1 protein-coding gene (only partly in view) is annotated in these 18,529 nt (G+C 74.2%); it reads right to left on the bottom strand.

Going from position 1 to position 18,529, the window contains the following annotated elements; translation table 11 throughout:
• On the bottom strand, positions 1-18,529 hold the 3' portion of the coding sequence (locus ACFY1H_RS09100) for a type I polyketide synthase (RefSeq protein WP_386945626.1). Its footprint extends 12,608 nt past the window's final position; 18,529 of the gene's 31,137 nt are visible here — the last part of the coding sequence; its start codon lies off the right edge, out of view; its stop codon occupies positions 1-3.

Below are 18,529 nucleotides of genomic sequence, written 5' to 3' on the forward strand. Positions count from 1 at the left end.
CTAGTCGCGGGTCGGATCGGGATCGGTGAGGAACGCCTGCACGAGGTCGTCCACGTCCATCGAGTCGATCGAGGCCTCCGGGGCGCGATCGTCCACGGCAGGGTCCTCCGGGTGCTGCTCCGCCAGCTCGCGCAGCTGCCGCAACAGGCCGGCGTCGCGCAGGCGGTCAGGCGGGATCGTCGCCAGCAGGCGGGTGATCTCGGCTTCCTCGCTCGGTTCGGCTGCTTCGTCGGTGTCGCCGCACAGCAGCCCGGCCAGGTGCTCGGCGAGCACGCGAGGCGTCGGGTGGTCGAACACGAGGCTCGCGGCGAGCCCGAGGCCGGTCGCGGCGGCGAGGCGGTTGCGGACCTCGATCGCGGTGAGCGAGTCGAAACCCAGGTCCCGGAACGGTTTCCCGGCCGCGACAGCCTTCGGGTCCCCGTGGCCGAGCACCGCGGCCACCTGCGTCCGCACCACGTCCAGTGCGGCGCCCGCACGGTCGGTGACCGGCAGCGTGGCCAGCCGTTCCCGCAGGCCGGACGCGGCTGATTCCGCCTCACGCCTGCCCGCGGCCACGGAGTCGAGGACTTCGCGGGCGGCAGGCAGGTCGCCCAGCGCCGCGTTCGGGCGGACTTCCAGCAGCCCCATCAGGAACGGGCGGTGCTGCAGGTCCGCGACCACGAGCGCCGGGGCGCGATCGGTCACCGCGTGGGCGAGCGCGTCGAGCGCCAGCTCGGGCGGCAGCGCCGCGGCGCCGATCCGGTCGAGCTCCGCCGTCGTGGCCATGCCGCCGCCGGCCCAGGCGCCCCAGGAGATCGAGGTCGCCGCGAGCCCGGCGGTGTGCCGGCGTTCGGCGAGTCCGTCGAGGACCGCGTTGGCCGCCGCGTAGTTGGCCTGGCCGAGGTTGCCGACCGCACTGGAGACCGACGAGAACAGCACGAACGCGGCCAGGTCGACGTCGCGGGTCAGCTCGTCGAGCACCAGCGCCGAGGTCACCTTGGCGCGGTAGACGGAGTCGAACCGGTCGGGCGTGAGACTGTCGAGCACGCCGTCGTCGAGCACCCCGGCGGTGTGGACGATCCCGGTCAGCGGGTGCTCCTGCGGAACACCCGCCAGCAGGGCCGCCACCGCCGCGCGGTCGGCGACGTCGCAGGCCGCCACGGTGACGCGGGTGCCGCCGGCCGTCAGTTCGTCGCGCAGCTCGGCCGCGCCCGGCGCGTCCAAGCCGCGGCGGCTCACCAGCAGCAGGTGCTCGGCGCCCGTGGCGCCCAGCCGCCGGGCGACGTGCGCACCCAGCGCACCGGTGCCGCCGGTGACGAGCACCGTCCCGGACGGCTGCCACGGCGTCCCCTCGGCCGGCCGGGCCGGCACCAGACGGCGGCCGAACATCCCGGTCGAGCGCACCGCCAGCTGGTCCTCACCGGAAGTGCCGGCGACGTCGGCGATCCGGCGCACGACGTCGGCGCCGAGGTCCTCGGGCAGGTCGGCCACACCGCCCCACAGCTGCGGGTACTCCAGCGCGGCGACCCGCGCCAGGCCCCACACGCCGGTCCGGTACGGGTCCTCGACCACGTCGCCGGCCACGGCGGCGACCGCGGCCCGGGTGAAGACCCACAGCGGAGCCCCGATCTGCGCGTCGCCCAGGGCCTGGATCAACGCGGTCGTGTCGACCGCGCCGGACTGCCCCGGCGAGGCCGTGGCCAGCAGCGAAACCACCGCGGCGTACGAGGATTTCGCTGCCTCGCGCAGCGACTCCGCCAGGCAGCCACGGCTCGGGTCCGCGATCTCGACCACGGTGACGTCGCCGAGCGCGGCCACGACCTCGGTGGTCCAGGCGTCGGCCCCGGCCGGGACGAGTACCAGGCGGGGGCCCGGCGTGGCCGAGCCGAGCCGCACCGGGGACCAGGTCTCGCGGTAACGGTGCGCGTCCAGCGCCGAGCGGGCCTGCCGGCGGCGGCGCCACGTGGACAGCGCGGGCACCACAGTGGACAGTGCCGCGCCCTCCAGTTCCAGCTCCAGGCTGGCCGCGAGCGTCGCCAGGTCTTCCTGTTCGACGGCGGCCCAGAACTCCGCGTCGACGGCGTCGGCCGAGCTCGCCGCCACCGGCGCCGCGGCCCGCTCGGGCCAGAACCGCTGGTGGCGGAAGGGATAGGTGGGCAGTTCGACGTGGCCGGCGCCGGTGCCGTCGCCGGCGCGAGCCCAGTCGACGTCCACACCCGCGGTGTGCAGGCGGCCCAGCGCGGCCAGCAGCGACGGTTCCTCGGCACGGTCCTTGCGCAGCGCCGGGGTGGCGATCACGTCGTCGCCTTCGGCCGAGCCAAGCGCGAGCGCCGTGAGGACGCCGTCGGGGCCGAGTTCGAGGAAGGTGTCCGCGCCGGCGGCTTCGAGGGCCGCGACGCCGTCGGCGAAGCGCACGGTCTCGCGGACGTGGCTCACCCAGTAGCCGGGCGTGCCCATCCGTTCGGCCGCGTCCCCGATCGACCCCGACACGGTCGAGGCGATCGGGATCCGCGGCGCGGCGAACCTCAGCGTCTCCACCACTCGCGCGAACTCCTCCAGCACGGGTTCCATCAGCACTGAGTGGAACGCATGGCTGACCGGCAAACGCCTAGTCTTTCGGCCCAGCGCGGAAAACTCCGCCGCGACCTGCGCGACTTCGGCTTCGCGGCCGGCGAGCACGACGGCGTCCGGGCCGTTCACGGCGGCGATCGAGACGCTCTCGCCCAAGCGCGGCGCGACCTCGTCCTCGCTCGCCTGCACGGAGACCATCGCGCCGCCGGCGGGCAGCGCCTGCATGAGCCGGCCGCGGGCCGCCACGAGCACGCAGGCGTCCTCCAGCGTCAGGACACCGGCGACGTGGGCCGCCGCGATCTCGCCGATCGAGTGCCCGGCCAGCAGGTCGGGCCGCACGCCGAACGACTCGACGAGCCGGTACAGCGCCACCTCGATCGCGAACAACGCGGGCTGCGCCCACTCTGTCCGGTCGAGGGTTTCGGCGTCCTCGCCCCACACGACCTCCCGCAACGGCCGCGCCAGCTGAGCGTCCAGCAGCCGGGCGACGGCGTCGAACGCTTCCGCGAACGCGGGGAAACGCGCGTAGAGGTCGCGGCCCATGCCGAGCCGCTGCGAGCCCTGGCCGGCGAAGAGCACCGCCAGCGTCCGCTCACCGCTCTCGCCGCGGGCGGCCTCGGTGACGCCGTCCGTGTCGGCCAGCAGCACTGCGCGGTGCTCGAACGGCGGGCGCGCGGCCAGTGCCCGGGCGACGTCGATCGCGGGGGTTTCCGGGTGGGTGTCGGCGAAAGCACGCACGCGGGCCAGTTGCTCGTCGAGTGCTTCGGCGTCGCGTCCGGAGACCGGCCAGGCCACCACCGATGGCGTCACCGCCGGTTCCTCGACCGGCTCGGCCGGCGGCGCCTGCTCGATGATCACGTGTGCGTTCGTGCCGCTCACGCCGAAGGACGACACGCCGGCCCGGCGCGGACGTCCGGTTTCGGGCCAGGCCCGGGGTTCGGTGAGCAGGTCGATCGCGCCGGTGCTCCAGTCGACACGGGACGACGGTGCTGCCAGGTGCAGGGTCTTCGGCAGCAGGTCGTGCTTCAGCGCGAGCACCATCTTGATCACGCCCGAGACGCCCGCGGCCGCCTGCGTGTGGCCGATGTTCGACTTCACCGAACCCAGCAGCAGCGGCGTTTCGCGGTCCTGGCCGTAGGTCGCGAGCAGGCCCTGCGCCTCGATCGGGTCGCCGAGGACCGTGCCGGTGCCGTGGGCCTCGACGACGTCGACGTCCGCAGTGGACAGTCCGGCGTTGGCCAGTGCCTGCCGGATCACGCGCTGCTGCGAGGGGCCGTTCGGGGCGGTCAGGCCGTTGGACGCACCGTCCTGGTTCACCGCGCTGCCCCGCACGACCGCCAGCACCTCATGGCCGTGGCGGCGGGCGTCCGAAAGGCGTTCGACGAGGATCACGGCGACGCCTTCGGACCAGCCGGTGCCGTCCGCGCCGTCGGCGAACGCCTTGCACCGGCCGTCGGGCGCGAGCCCGCCCTGGCGGGTGAACTCGCTGAACGAGTCGGCGGTGGTCATGACGGTGACGCCACCGACGACGGCCAGCGAGCACTCGCCCGAGCGCAGCGACTGGCTCGCCCAGTGCAGCGCGACCAGCGAGGACGAGCACGCCGTGTCCACCGTGACCGCCGGGCCTTCGAAGCCGAACGTGTAGGCCAGCCGGCCGGACGCGACGCTCGCCGCGAGCCCGGTGCTGACGTGGCCTTCCAGGTCTTCGGCGGCGTGGGCGACGAGGTCGGCGTAGTCCTGGCCGTTGGTGCCGATGAACACGCCCGCGTCGGTGCCGCGCACGGCGGCAGGGTCGATGCCCGCGCGCTCGAACGCTTCCCAGGTGGTTTCGAGCAGCTGCCGCTGCTGCGGGTCCATCGCCAGCGCCTCGCGCGGCGAGATGCCGAAGAACGCGGCGTCGAACAACGGGAGGTCGTGCAGGAAACCACCGTGCAGGGCGTCGCTGCGGCCTCGGCCGTCGCCGTCGCCGTGGGCCAGCAGGTCGAGATCCCAGCCGCGGTCGGTCGGGAACGGCGTGATGCCGTCGCGGCCTTCGGCCACCAGCTCCCAGAACTCCTCGGGCGAGGTCACGTCGCCGGGCAGGCGGCAGCTCATGCCGACGATCACGACGGGGTCGTCGTGGTCGGCCCCCTGGGTGGAAGGACGAGTGCCCCGCGCCGCGGTGCCGGTCTTGCGCTCGCCGAGCAGCTCGGCGAGGAGGTGGTCGGTGAGCACCGAAGCCGTCGGGTGGTCGTAGACGAGCGTGGCCGGCAAGGCGAGTCCCGTCGCCGCCTTGAGGCGTGTGGGCAACTCGACGGCCGTGAGCGAGTCGAACCCGAGGTCACGGAACGCGCGGTCCGGCGCGATCGTCTTGGTCCCGGCGTGGCCGAGGACGCGGGCGACGTTCTGCCGCACGAGGTCCAGCACCACCGCGCGGCGCTCCTGCTCGGGCAGGCCGCGCAGCCGTCCGGTGAGCGCGGATCCCGCCGCGGCGGCCGCGGCGCGCTGGTCGGCCAGCACCTCCCGGGCCTCCGGCAGCCCGGACAGCAGCGGCGACGGGCGCAGGCCCAGCACCGCCTCGAGGAACGGCCGGTGCCGCAGGTCGGCGACCACAGTCGAGGTCTCGTCCGCCGCGACCAGCCGCCGCAGTTCGGTGAGGGCGAGCTGCGGGTCGAGCGCGCCGGGTTCGGTGCCCCACGCGCCCCAGCCGATGGCCGTCGCGGGCTTGCCCTCCGCGCGGCGGCGGGCAGCGAGGGCGCGGAGAGCCGCGCCGGCCGTCGCCTGGGTGGCGTGGGCCGGGGTGCCGACCGAGCCGGAAGCCGAGGCGAAGAGCACGAACGCGTCGAGGTCGGTGGCCAGCTCGTCGAGGACGAGGGCGGGCTCGACGGTCGTGGCCCAGTCGTCGCCGTCGAAGCCCGCGGTGTGGACCACGGCGGTGATGTCGTGGCTCGCGAGGAGTTCGGCAATGGCCTCGCGACCCGGGCTGACCAAGAGCACGTCGTCGGCGCCCCATTCGGTGAGGCTGCGGGCGACTTCTTCGCCGAGTGGGCCGGCGGTGGTCACGAGGACGGTGCCGGACGGCGTCCACTCGCCGCGGTCCGGCGCCGGAGCCGGTTCCAGGCGCCGGGCCAGCACGCCGGTCTCGCGGATGGCGAGCTCGTCTTCGTCCCCGGCACCGCTCAGCACGGCGGCCAGGCTGGCCAGCACGTCGTCGTCGAGCGCGGCCGGCAGGTCGACGAGACCACGCCACGTCGCCGGGTGTTCCAGCGCCGCGACGCGGCCGAAGCCCCACACCGCGGCCTGGGCCAGGTCGGCCCCGTAGTCCCGGGTGACCGTCCACAAGGGAGCGTTCGCGGTGCGGGCCAGCTCGCCCGTCTGCTCGACGTTCGGCAGCAGCGACACGACGCCGGTGACGTTCTCGACGTCGGCCAGCTCATCCGCGGTGACCGGCGTCAGGCCGAGACCGTCGACGATCCGCTCGGTCCACTCGTCGTGCTCGTGGACGACGGCGAGCCAGGTGCCGGTGAGGCTGCCCGTGACGGCTGCCGGGACCCAGGTTTCGCGGTACCGCAGGGAGTCCGCGCGGCTGCGGTTGCGCCAGGCGGCCAGCGCCGCGACGTCACCGCGGTCGACGGCGGCCCAGAACTCGTCGTCGGCCACGTGCTCGTCCGCGCGCTCGGGCCAGAACCGCTCGCGCTGGAACGCGTACGGCGGCAGCACCACGCGGGCCGCCCCGGTGCCGGTGAACAGCTCGGACCACCGCACGTCCACGCCGGCCACGAACACCTCGGCCAGCGCGGTCACCGCGGCCTGCTCCTCGTCGCGGTCCCTGCGCAGCAGCGGAACCGCGACCTCGGCGCCGTTCGCGCGGGCCATCGCGGAGAGGGTGCCGTCGGGCCCGAACTCCAGGAACGCGGTCGCGCCCTGCTCGGCGAGCGCCCGCACGGCGTCGGCGAACCGGACGGTGGCGCGGACGTGCTCGACCCAGTAGCCGGCGTTCGCCGGTTCGGCGAGCGCGCCGGTCACGGTGGAGACCATCGGGATCGCCGGCGCCGAGTACTCCAGTGACTCCGCCACCGTGCGGAACTCGGCGAGCATCGGCTCCATCAGCGGCGAGTGGAACGCGTGCGAGACGGCCAGGCGCTTGGTCTTGCGGTCGGCGAAGTGCGCGGCGACGGCGTCGACCGCGGCCTCGGTGCCCGCCAGGACGAGCGCGGCCGGTCCGTTGATCGCGGCGATCGCCACGTCGTCCGTGAGGTGCGGCGTCACCTCGTCCTCGGCGGCTTCCAGCGCGAGCATCACGCCGCCTGCGGGAAGCTCCTGCATCAGCCGCCCGCGAGCAGTGACGAGCTTCGCCGCGTCTGCGAGGCTGAACACCCCGGCGACGTGGGCCGCGGCGATCTCGCCGATCGAGTGCCCCGCAACGAACTCCGGCGTGACACCCAGCGACTCGGCGAGCCGGAACAGCGCCACCTCCAGCGCGAACAACGCGGGCTGCGTCCAGCCGGTCTCGTCGAGCCGGTCGGCGTCCTCGCCCCACACGACGTCGCGCAGGCCTTCGGGCAGCATCGCCAGGACCTCGTCGAACGCCTCGGCGAAGACCGGGAAGCGCGCGTAGAGCCCACGGCCCATGCCGAGCCGTTGGGCGCCCTGGCCGGCGAACAGCACCGCGAGCGTCCGATCCTGTGCTTCGCCGCGAGCGAGTTCCACGCCGGCGGCGACGACCGAGCGCTGCGCGAACACACTGCGGCCGGCCAGCGTGCGGCCGACGGCCAGCGGCTCACCGGCGACCCGGGCGATCTGCGCGTCCAGCGCCTCCGGCGTCTTCGCGGAGTACACCCACGGCACCACGGTCGGCGCCAGCGTCGCCGGCTCCGGTCGCTTGGCCGCCGGGGCCTGTTCCAGGATGAGGTGCGCGTTGGTGCCGCTGATGCCGAACGACGACACCGCCGCACGCCGCACGCGGTCGACCTCCGGCCACGGCCGCGGTTCGGTGGCCAGCTCGATCGCGCCCGACGTCCAGTCCACGTGCGACGAAGGCGCGTCCACGTGCAGCGTCTTCGGCACGGAGCCTTCGCGCACCGCCATGATCATCTTGATCACGCCCGCCACGCCGGCGGCGGCGAGGCTGTGACCGATGTTGGACTTGACCGAGCCCAGCAGCATCGGCGTCTCACGGTCCTGCCCGTAAGTCGCGAGCAGCGCCTGGGCTTCGATCGGGTCGCCCAGCGCGGTCCCGGTGCCGTGGCCCTCCATCACGTCGACGTCCTGAGTGGACAGTCCCGCGTTGGCCAGCGCGGCCCGGATCACGCGTTGCTGCGAAGGCCCGTTCGGTGCGGAGAGGCCATTGGAGGCGCCGTCCTGGTTCACGGCGGAGCCGCGGATGACGGCCAGGATGTCGTGGCCGTTGCGCTTCGCATCGGACAGGCGTTCCAGCAGCACGAGCCCGACGCCCTCGGCGATGCTCATGCCGTCGGCGGCCTCGGCGAACGCCTTGACGCGCCCGTCGGCCGCCATCATGCGCTGGCGGCTGAAGCCGACGAACGTGCTCGGCGTCGCGACCAGCTGCACACCACCGGCCAGCGCCAGCGTGCTCTCGCCGCTGCGCAGTGACTGGCACGCCAGGTGCATCGACACCAGCGAAGACGAGCAGGCCGTGTCGATCGTCACCGCCGGGCCTTCCAGCCCGAAGACATAGGAGATCCGACCGGACAGCACACTCGAGTCGGCGCCGGTCACGCGGTGGCCTTCGGCCCCGTCGGGAGCTTTGAAGGCGGATGAGCTGTAGTCGTCGGCGCTGGCGCCGACGAACGTGCCCGTGCGGCTGCGGCGCAGCGTCGCCGGGTCGATGCCGGCGTGTTCGAACGTCTCCCACGCCGTCTCCAGCAGGAGCCGCTGGCGCGGGTCCATCGCGACGGCCTCGCGGGGCGAGATGCCGAAGAACTCCGCGTCGAAGTCGGTGGCCTGGTCCATGAACCCGCCGTGCGTGGCGTAGGTCTTGCCGGCGCGGTCGGGGTCCGGGTCGTAGAGGTCGCGGATGCGCCAGCCGCGGTCGGCCGGGAACTCCGTGACCGCGTCGACCCCGGCGCCCACCAGGGCCCACAGGTCTTCGGCCGAGCGCACGCCGCCCGGGTAACGGCAGCCGATGCCGACGACCACGATCGGGTCGCCGTCCAGCGCCTTCGCCGGCGCCGCGACGGCTTCCGGTGCCGCTTGCGCGTCGCCCACCAGGTCGGTCAGCAGCAGCTCGGCGAGCCGCTCCGGCGTCGGGTGGTCGAAGACCAAAGTGGACGGCAGCCGCAGGCCGGTCGCAGCCGTGAGCCGGTTGCGCAGCTCGACCGCGGTGAGCGAGTCGAAGCCCTGCTCACGGAACTCGCGGCGCACGTCGATGGCGTGTCCGGACGCGTGGCCGAGCACCGCCGCCGCCTCCGTGCGGACGAGCTCGGCCAGGAACTTGAGCCGTTCGCCCGGCCGAAGCTCGCCGACGCGACGGCCGAGCGAGCTGGCCGCGCCCGTCGCCGAAGCCTGGGCCGCCGTGCGCCGGCCGCCCGTGACGAGGCCGCGCAGCAACGCAGGGACCTCGTTCTGGCGGCGCAGTGCCGCGGTGTCGAGCTTCGCGGCGACGACGAGCGCCTCGTCGGTGCCGACCGCGCCGTCGAACAACGTCAGGCCGTGGGCGGTGTCGATGGGTGGCAGCCCCGCGGCGCTCATGCGCGCCACGTCGGTGTCGCTCAGTTCACCGGTCATCCCGCTGGCCTGCGCCCACAGCGTCCAGGCGATCGACGTCGCCGGAAGTCCTTGTGCGGCGCGGTGGGCGGCGAGCGCGTCGAGGTAGCCGTTGGCCGCGGCGTAGTTGCCCTGGCCCGGGCTGCCGGTCACGCCGGCGACCGAGGAGAACAGCACGAAGTCCGCGAGATCGTCGTCGCGCGTCAGCTCGTGCAGGTGCCACGCGGCGTCGGCCTTGGGCCGCAGCACCTGCGCCAGCCTTTCGGGCGTCAGGGATTCCACAGTGCCGTCGGCGAGCACACCGGCCGTGTGGACGATCGCGGTCAGCGCGTGCTCGGCCGGCACCGATGCGAGCAGGGCAGCGACGGCGTCGCGGTCCGCGGTGTCGCACGCGGCGAGCGTGACCTCGGCGCCGAGCTCCGTCAGGGCGGCGTGGAGTTCGGCCGCGCCGGGCGCGTCCGCGCCACGGCGGCTGACCAGCAGCAAGTGGCGCATCCCGCGTTCGGCCACCAGGTGCTTGGCCAGCTCTCCGCCGAGCACGCCGGTACCGCCGGTGATGAGGACGGTGCCTTCGGCGTCCCACGCCTTCGGCTGGGTGAGCACGATCTTGCCGGTGTGTTTGCCCTGGCTCATGAACCGGAACGCGTCGCGGGCGCGGCGGATGTCCCACGTGGTCACGGGCAGCGGCTTCAGCACGCCGGCGTCGAACAGCTCCAGCAGCGCTGTGAGCATCTCCTGCGTGCGGTCGGCGCCGGCTTCGACGAGGTCGAACGCACGGTAGCGGATCCGCGGGAAGTCCGCGGCCTCGCGGATGTCGGTCTTGCCCATCTCGAGGAACCGGCCGCCGTCGGTCAGCAGCCGCACCGAAGCGTCCACGAACTCGTGCGCCAGGGAGTTGAGCACCACGTCGACCGGCCCGAACTTCTCCTCGAAGTCGAGCGTGCGCGACGAGGCGATGTGATCCTCGGCGACGCCGAGCTCGCGCAGCAGGTGCTGTTTGCCTTCGCTGGCGGTGGCGTAGACCTCGAGGCCGAAGTGGTGCGCCAGCTGGATCGCGGCCATTCCGACGCCGCCGGCGCCGGCGTGGATGAGGACCGTCTGCCCGCGCTGCACGTCGGCGAGGTCGACGAACGCGTAGTACGCGGTCAGGTAGACGAGGGCGACCGAAGCCGCCTCCTGCGCGGTCCAGCCCTCGGGGACGCGCGCCAGGTAACGCTCGTCGGCCACGGTGACGTCGGCGAACCCGCCGTTGAGGACGCCGAACACAGGGTCGCCTGGCCGTAGCCCGGTCACGGCGGAGCCGACGTCGGTGACCACACCCGAGCCTTCGAGGCCGGGCAGGCCGGACTTGCGGGGGTTCATGCCGAGCGCGTCGATCACGTCGCGGAAGTTCAGGCCCGACGCGGCGAGGCGCACGCGCACCTCACGTTCGCCCAGCGGGGCCAGGACTTCGGGGTTCGGGGTCAGGAACAGGTTGTCGAGGCTGCCCTTCTGACGGGTGTCCAGACGCCACGGCTCGCCGCCGGCGGGCGGGACGAGCGCGGAGCCGGTGCCGAGCCGGGCGAGCCGGCCCGCGAGCAGCTCACCGGCGCGCACCGCGAGCTGTGGTTCGGCGGAACCGAGCACAGTGGACAGTGCGTCGGCGCCCGTCCCGTCGAGATCGACGAGGGTGAAACGGCCGGGGTTCTCCGACTGCGCCGAGCGCACCAGTCCGCAGACGGCCGCGCCGGCCAGGTCAGTGACGTCCTCGCCGTCGCGGGTGGCCACGGCGCCGCGCGTGACGAACACCAGGCGGGTGTCGGCGAAGCGGTCGTCGGCGAGCCAGCGCTGCAGCAGCGCGAGTGCGTTCGTGGTGGCTTCGTGCACGGCCGCGGGGGTCGCGCCGCTGTGGACCGGGACGAGCACGACGTCCGGGGTGGTGTCGACGTCGTCGAGGTCGGTCACCGTGAGCGCGTGCAGTGGCGCGGCCAGGCGATCGTCGCCGAGGACCACGCAGGTGCCGGACGCGGCGTCCGCCGCGACCGGGGTCCACTGGAGACGGAACAGGCTGTCGTACGGGCTCGGCTTCGGCGCGGCACCGGCGGCCCGCAGCAGCAGCGACTCGACGGACACGACGGGCGCGCCCTCAACGTCGACCGCGGCCAGCGAGACCGAGTCGCCGCCGGTCGGAGTGAGGCGTACGCGCAGCGTCTGCGCGCCGGCCGCGTGCAGGGACACGTCGGACCAGGTGAACGGCAGCAGCGCCTTGCCCTCGCCGCCGGGGCCGGGCACGAACTTGATGGCGTGCAGCGCGCCGTCGAGCAGCGCGGGGTGCAGGCCGAACGCGGCGGCGGTGTCCTGGCCGCCCGGCTGGTCGGCCAGCGTGACCTCGGCGAACACCTCCTCGCCGCGCTGCCACGCGGCGGTCAGGCCCTGGAACACCGGGCCGTAGCCGAAGCCGTCGGCCGCGGCGCGCTCGTAGTAGCCGGCGAGGTCGAGCGGTTCGGCGCCGGCCGGCGGCCAGGGTGCCGTGTCGAAGGCCGCGGTCTTCGAGCCGCTCGCCAGCACACCGCCGGCGTGTTTCGTCCACGGCGCGTCGGCGTCGTCGGCCGGGCGGGCGTGGATGCCGAGCTCACGGCGGCCGGCCTCGTCGGGCGAGCCCGCGCGGACCTGCAGCACCACGGCGCGGGCCGGGTCGAGCACGAGCGGCGCCGCGATCGTCAGCTCTTCGACGTGGTCGCAGCCCGCCTGGTCGCCCGCGCGGATGGCGAGCTCGAGGAACCCGGTGCCGGGGAAGAACACGGCGCCGCCCACGGCGTGGTCGGCCAGCCACGGGTGCGTGGCCAGGGAGACACGGCCGCTGAAGACCACGTCGTCGCCTTCGGCCAGTGTCATCGCGGCGCCGAGCAGCGGGTGCTCGGCCGAGGCGAGGCCGGCGGCACTCACGTCGCCCGTGGTCACGGACGGCGCGGGCCAGAAACGCGTGTGCTGGAAGGCGTACGTGGGCAGTGCGACGCGGCTGCCCTCGATGCCCCAGTCGACGTCGACGCCGCGGACGTACAGCTCCGCCGCCGACGTGAGGAAGCGTGCCATCGTGTCCTGGTCGCGCCGCAGCGTGCCGGTCACGACGATCGGCGCCGCGGTGTCCTCCAGGGTCTCCTGGACGCCCATCACCAGCACCGGGTGGGAGCTGATCTCGACGAACACGCTGTGCTGCTCGGCCAGCGCGCGGATCGCCGGCTCGAAGCCGACGCGCCCGCGCAGGTTGCGGTACCAGTAGCCCGCATCCATCGTGGTCGTGTCGAGCCAGGCGCCCTCGGCGCTGGAGTAGAACGGGATCTCGGCCGCGCGGGGCTCGATCGGCGCGAGCAGGTCGGCCAGCTCGGCCTCGATGGCCTCGACGTGCGCGGAGTGCGACGCGTAGTCCACGGCGATCTTGCGCACCCGCACGCCCTCGGCGCCGAGCTGCTCGAACAGCTCGTCCAGGCCGCCGGGATCACCGGCGACGACGACCGAACGCGGCCCGTTGACCGCGGCGATCGACACGCCGCCGGGCAGCCTCGGCTCGACCTCGTCGACGGGCAGCGACACGGACATCATCCCGCCGTGGCCCGCGAGCGTCCGCGCGATCGCCTGGCTCCGCAACGCGACCACCCGCGCCGCGTCCGCCAGCGACAGCGCCCCGGCCACGCAAGCCGCCGCGATCTCACCCTGCGAGTGACCCACCACCGCGTCGGGCGAAACCCCGTGCGAGCGCCACAACTCGGCCAGCGACACCATGACCGCCCACGACGCCGGCTGCACCACATCCACGCGCTCCAACGTCGGCGCGCCCTCGACCTGCCGCAGCACATCCAGCAGTGACCAATCCACAAAAGGCGAAAGGGCCGCAGCGCACTCGTGCAACCGCTCCGCGAAGACGGGCGACTCCTCCAGCAGCCGGGCCCCCATCCCGGCCCACTGAGAACCCTGACCCGGGAACACGAACACCCGCTTGCCGTCGACGTCGGCCACGCCGCGCACGACGGCGCCGGTCGTCTCGTCTCCCCGCAACGCGGCGACGAGATCCGTGGTGTCGTCGCCGACGAACACCGCGCGCCGGGTGAACACCGAGCGGCTCGTGAGCAGCGAGAGGGCGATGTCGGCCGGGTGCTCGGTCCGCTCCTCCAGTTGCGCCGCCAGGTTCACGGCCTGTTCGGCCAGCGCCGCGTCGTCCCGCGCCGAGACGACCCACGGCACGATCCGGGTGGTCTCCTCGCGCTCCGACGCCGGCTTCGCGACGGGCGCGGCCTCCAGCACGGCGTGGGCGTTGGTGCCGCTGATGCCGAACGACGACACCGCCGCCCGGCGCGGGCGCCCGGTCTCCGGCCAGTCCCGCCGGTCCGTCAGCAACGTGACGGCGCCGGCGCTCCAGTCCACATGAGACGAAGGCGCGTCGACGTGCAGCGTCTGCGGCAACACACCGGCGCGCATGGCCTGGACCATTTTGATCACGCCGGCGATGCCCGCCGCCGACTGCGTGTGGCCGATGTTCGACTTGATCGACCCGAGCCAGAGCGGGTCTTCGCGTCCCTGGCCGTAGGTCGCCTGCAGTGCCTGGGCTTCGATCGGGTCGCCGAGGCGGGTGCCGGTGCCGTGGGCCTCGACGGCGTCGATGTCCGCTGTGGACAGTCCGGCGTCGGCGAGCGCGGCGCGGATCACGCGCTGCTGCGACGGGCCGTTGGGGGCGGTCAGCCCGTTGGACGCGCCGTCCTGGTTGACCGCGGAGCCGCGGAGCACGGCGAGCACCTCGTGGCCGTGGCGGCGCGCCTCGGACAGGCGTTCCAGCACGACCATGCCGACGCCCTCGCCCCAGCCGGTGCCGTCCGCCCCGTCGGCGAACGCCTTGCAGCGCCCGTCCGGCGCGAGGCCCCCCTGCTTGCTGAACTCGCTGAAGCCGTCGGGCCCGGCCATCACCGTGACGCCGCCCGCGAGCGCCATCGTGCACTCGCCGGAGCGGATCGCCTGCGCCGCCAGGTGCAGCGCGACGAGCGAGGACGAGCACGCCGTGTCGACCGTGACCGCCGGGCCTTCGAGGCCGAGGGTGTAGGCGACGCGGCCGGACATCACGCTGGAGGTGTTGCCGGTCAGCAGGTGCCCGGCCAGCTCTGCCGCGGCCGAGCCGAGCATCTCCTGGTAGCCACCGTGCGTGGCGCCGACGAACACCCCGGCGCGCCGGCCGCGCAAGGAGTTCGGCGCGATGCCCGCGCGTTCCAGGGCTTCCCACGACGTCTCGAGCACGAGCCGCTGCTGCGGGTCCATCGCGAGGGCTTCGCGCGGCGAGATCCCGAAGAACGCGGCGTCGAAGCCGGCCATCTCCTGCAGGAACCCGCCGTGGCGGGTCTGGCTGAGGCCGAGGAGCTTCTCGACGTCCCAGTTGCGGTCGGTCGGGAACCCGCCGATGGCGTCACCCGCGGTGTCCACGAGCCGCCACAGGTCCTCCGGCGACCGCACCCCGCCGGGGTACCGGCAGCCCATGCCGACGATCACGATCGGGTCGTCGCCGGTGTGCGCCCGGGTGACCGCGGCGGTGTCGGCCTCCGCGGCCACGTCGCCGAGCAGCTCGCCCAGCACGTGCTCGGCGAGGACGCCCGGCGTCGGGTAGTCGAAGACGAGGGTCGAGGTCAGGCGCAGGCCGGTCGCCGCGATGAGCCGGTTGCGCAGCTCGACCGCGGTGAGCGAGTCGATGCCCTGCTCGCGGAACTCCTTGCGCAGGTCGATGGTCGAGGCCGACGGGTGGCCCAGCACGGCCGCGACCTCACCGCGGACCAGCTCGGCCACGAACCGCGCCCGCTCCGCCTCGGGCAGCGCGACGAGCTGGTGCACCAGCGTCTTCGCCTTCCCGGACCCGGCCTTGGCCGCGCTGCGGCGCGCGCCGGTGACGAGCCCGCGAAGCAGCGCCGGGATCTCGTGCTGCCGGCGCAGCGCCTGCGTGTCGAGGCGCGCGGCGACGACCTGGGGTTCGAGCGAGGCGACGCCGTCGTCGAACATCCGCATGCCGAGCTCGGCGTCGATCGGCTGCATACCTGCGGCGCTCATGCGCTGGAGGTCTGCTTCGGTCAGCTCGCTCGTCATGCCGCTGCCCAGCCCCCACGGACCCCAGGCGAACGAGGTGGCCGGCAGCCCCAACGCGCGCCGGTGGGCGGCGAGGGCGTCGAGAGCCACGTTGGCAGCGGCGTAGTTGGCCTGGCCCGGGCTGCCCATCGCGCCGGCGACCGAGGAGAACAGCACGAAGGCGGCGAGGTCGTGGTCGCGGGTGGCTTCGTGCAGGTACCAGGCGGCGTCGGCCTTCGGCGCCAGCACGCGGTCGAACCGTTCGGGGGTCAGGGAATCGAGCACGCCGTCGTCGAGCACCCCGGCGGTGTGGATCACGGCCGTCAGCGGCCGGTCGAAGCCGTCGACGAGCGTGCGCACCGCGTGGGCGTCGCTGGTGTCGCAAGCGACGGCCGAGACGCCGAGTTCGGCCACCAGCTCGGCCGCGCCGGGAGCGTCCGGGCCGCGGCGGCTGGCGAGCACGACGTGCCGCATTCCGCGTTCGGTCACCAGGTGCCGCGCGAGCAGGCGGCCCAGCCCGCCCGTGCCGCCGGTGATGAGCACGGCGCCGTCCGGGTCCCACGGCCGCGGCACGGTGAGCACGAGCTTGCCGATGTGCTTGGCCATGCTCATGAAGCGGAACGCGTCGCGCGCCCGGCGCACGTCCCACGTGGTCACCGGCAGCGGTTCGAGCACGCCTTCGGCGAACAGCCCGGCCAGGGCGGAAAGCATTTCGCGCGTGCGGTCGGGGCCGGCGTCGAAGAGGTCGAACGCACGGTAGCCCGGAGTCTCCTCGCGGACGTCGGTCTTGCCCATCTCGAGGAACCGCCCGCCTTCGCCCTGCAGGCGCAGGGAAGCGTCGACGAACTCGCCGGTCAGGGCGTTGAGCACCACATCGATGCGGCCGCCGGAGACGGCGCGGAACTTCTCCTCGAAGTCGAGCGTGCGCGAGGACGCGATGTGGTCCTCGGCCACGCCCAGCTCACGCAGGATGTGCTGCTTGCCCGCGCTCGCCGTCGCGTAGACCTCGGCACCGAGGTGGTGCGCGAGCTGGATGGCGGCCATGCCGACGCCGCCCGCGCCGGCGTGGATCAGGATCGACTCCCCCGCCCGCAACCCGGCCAGGTCCACCAGCGCGTAGTAGGCCGTGAGGAAGACCAGTGGCACGCTCGCGGCCGTCTCGGCGGACCAGCCGTCGGGCACCTTCGTCTGGTAGCGCTCGTCCACCACGGCCAGGGAGCCGAAGCCGTCGGGCACCATGCCGAACACGCGGTCGCCCGCGGCCAGGTGCTCGACGTCCGGGCCGGTCTCCACCACCACACCGGTCGCTTCGGCGCCGAGCGGACCGGCTTCGCCGGGGTACATGCCGAGCGCGTTGAGCACGTCGCGGAAGTTGATGCCGCCCGCCTCGACACGCAGGCGCACCTGACGACCGGTCAGCGGTGCGGCGAGCTCCGGGTCGGCGGCCAGCACGAGGTCGTCGAGGCTGCCCTTGGCCCGGCTGTCGAGCCGCCACGGCGCGCCGTCCGCGGGCGGCAGCAGGGCCGGGCCCGCGGACAGCTTGGCCAGCCGGCCCACGTGCGCGGTGCCTTCACGCACCACGACCTGCGGCTCGCCCGATTCCACGATCCCGGGCAGCAGCGCGAGCGAGGCCGGGTCGTCGTCCACGTCGACCAGGACGTACTGGTCCGGGTTCTCCGTCTGCGCGGCCCGGATCAAGCCCCACACCGACGCCGCGGCGAGGTCGGCGACGTCGGCACCGTCCACGGTGGACACCGCGCCGCGGGTCACGAAGACCAGCCGGGCGTCGGGGTGTTCCTGCACGAGGCCGAGCACGCGGCTCGTCACCTCGCGCAACGCGCCGGGCAGGTCCGTACCGCCGAGCACGGGGACGATGACCACGTCGGCGTCCGCAGGGTCCGCCACCACGGCGGGCAGCGGGATGTCGAAGTCGGCGCCGAGCACGGCCCAGCGCAGGTCCTCGCCCGCCGGCAGCTGCGGCGCGGCCACCCAGCCGACGCGGTACAGCGACTCGGCCTCCGGGGCCTTCGCCGCGGTCGCCTCGCGCATCACGAGCGTGCCGACGGACAGCACCGGGGCGCCCTCGACGTCGACGGCAGTGAGCGCGACCGAGTCGGGCGCGGTCCGGGTCAGGCGGACCCGCAGCGCGGACGCACCGGTGGCGTGCAGCGACACGTCGTTCCAGGAGAACGGCAGCACACGCTTGCCTGCGGCGTCGAGGCCGGCGAAGGAGATCGCGTGCAGGGCCGCGTCGAGCAGGGCCGGGTGCAGGCCGAAGGCGTCGGCGTCCTCGACACCCGCCGGCAGCGCGAGGTCGACGAACGCCTCGTCGCCGCGCTGCCACACCCACTTCAGGCCCTGGAAGGTCTCGCCGTAGCCGAAGCCCTCGGCGGCCAGTGCCGGGTAGAACTCCCCGAGCTCGACGCGTTCGGCGCCGGCCGGCGGCCAGGTGGAACTGTCGAGCTCGGCCGTGTGCTCGCCGGTCGCGAGGGTGCCCGAGGCGTGCAGTGTCCACATGGGATCGGGCTCGCCGGCGGGGCTGGAGTGGACGGTCACCTCACGGCGGCCGTCGGCGTCCGCGTCGCCGACCCAGATCTGCACGGCCACCGCGCCGGTGAGCGGGAGCACGAGCGGGACGGCGAGCGTGAGCTCCTCCACGCGGTCGCAGCCGACCTGGTCGCCGGCGCGCAGCGCGAGCTCCAGGAACCCGGTGCCGGGGAACAGGACGTCGCCGCCGACGGCGTGGTCGGCCAGCCACGGGTGCGTCGCCAGCGAGAGGCGGCTGGTGAACAGCGCGCCGTCACCGTGGGCGAGCCGCACGGCCGCGCCCAGCAGCGGGTGCTCCGCCGCGACGAGCCCGGCAGCCGCGACGTCGCCGGCTCCGGAGACGAGGTTCGGCCAGAAGCGTTCGCGCTGGAAGGCGTAGGTGGGCAGGGTGACGCGGCGGCCGCCGCCGGTGTGCGGGGTCCAGTCCACGCGGACCCCGGCGACGTGCAGGGCGCCCAGCGCGGTGAGCGCCGAGCGGTCTTCCGGCCGGTCGCGGCGCAGGAACGGCACCACCACGGCGTCGTCGTCCAGGCAGCCGAGCGCCAGCGCGGACAGCACGCCGTCCGGGCCCAGCTCCAGGAACGTGTCGGCGCCGAGGCCGGCGAGCGTGCGGACGCCGTCGGCGAACCGGACCGCCTCGCGGACGTGCCCGACC

It is taken from the genome of Amycolatopsis sp. NPDC001319 (assembly GCF_042896185.1).
Taxonomy (GTDB): Bacteria; Actinomycetota; Actinomycetes; order Mycobacteriales; family Pseudonocardiaceae; genus Amycolatopsis.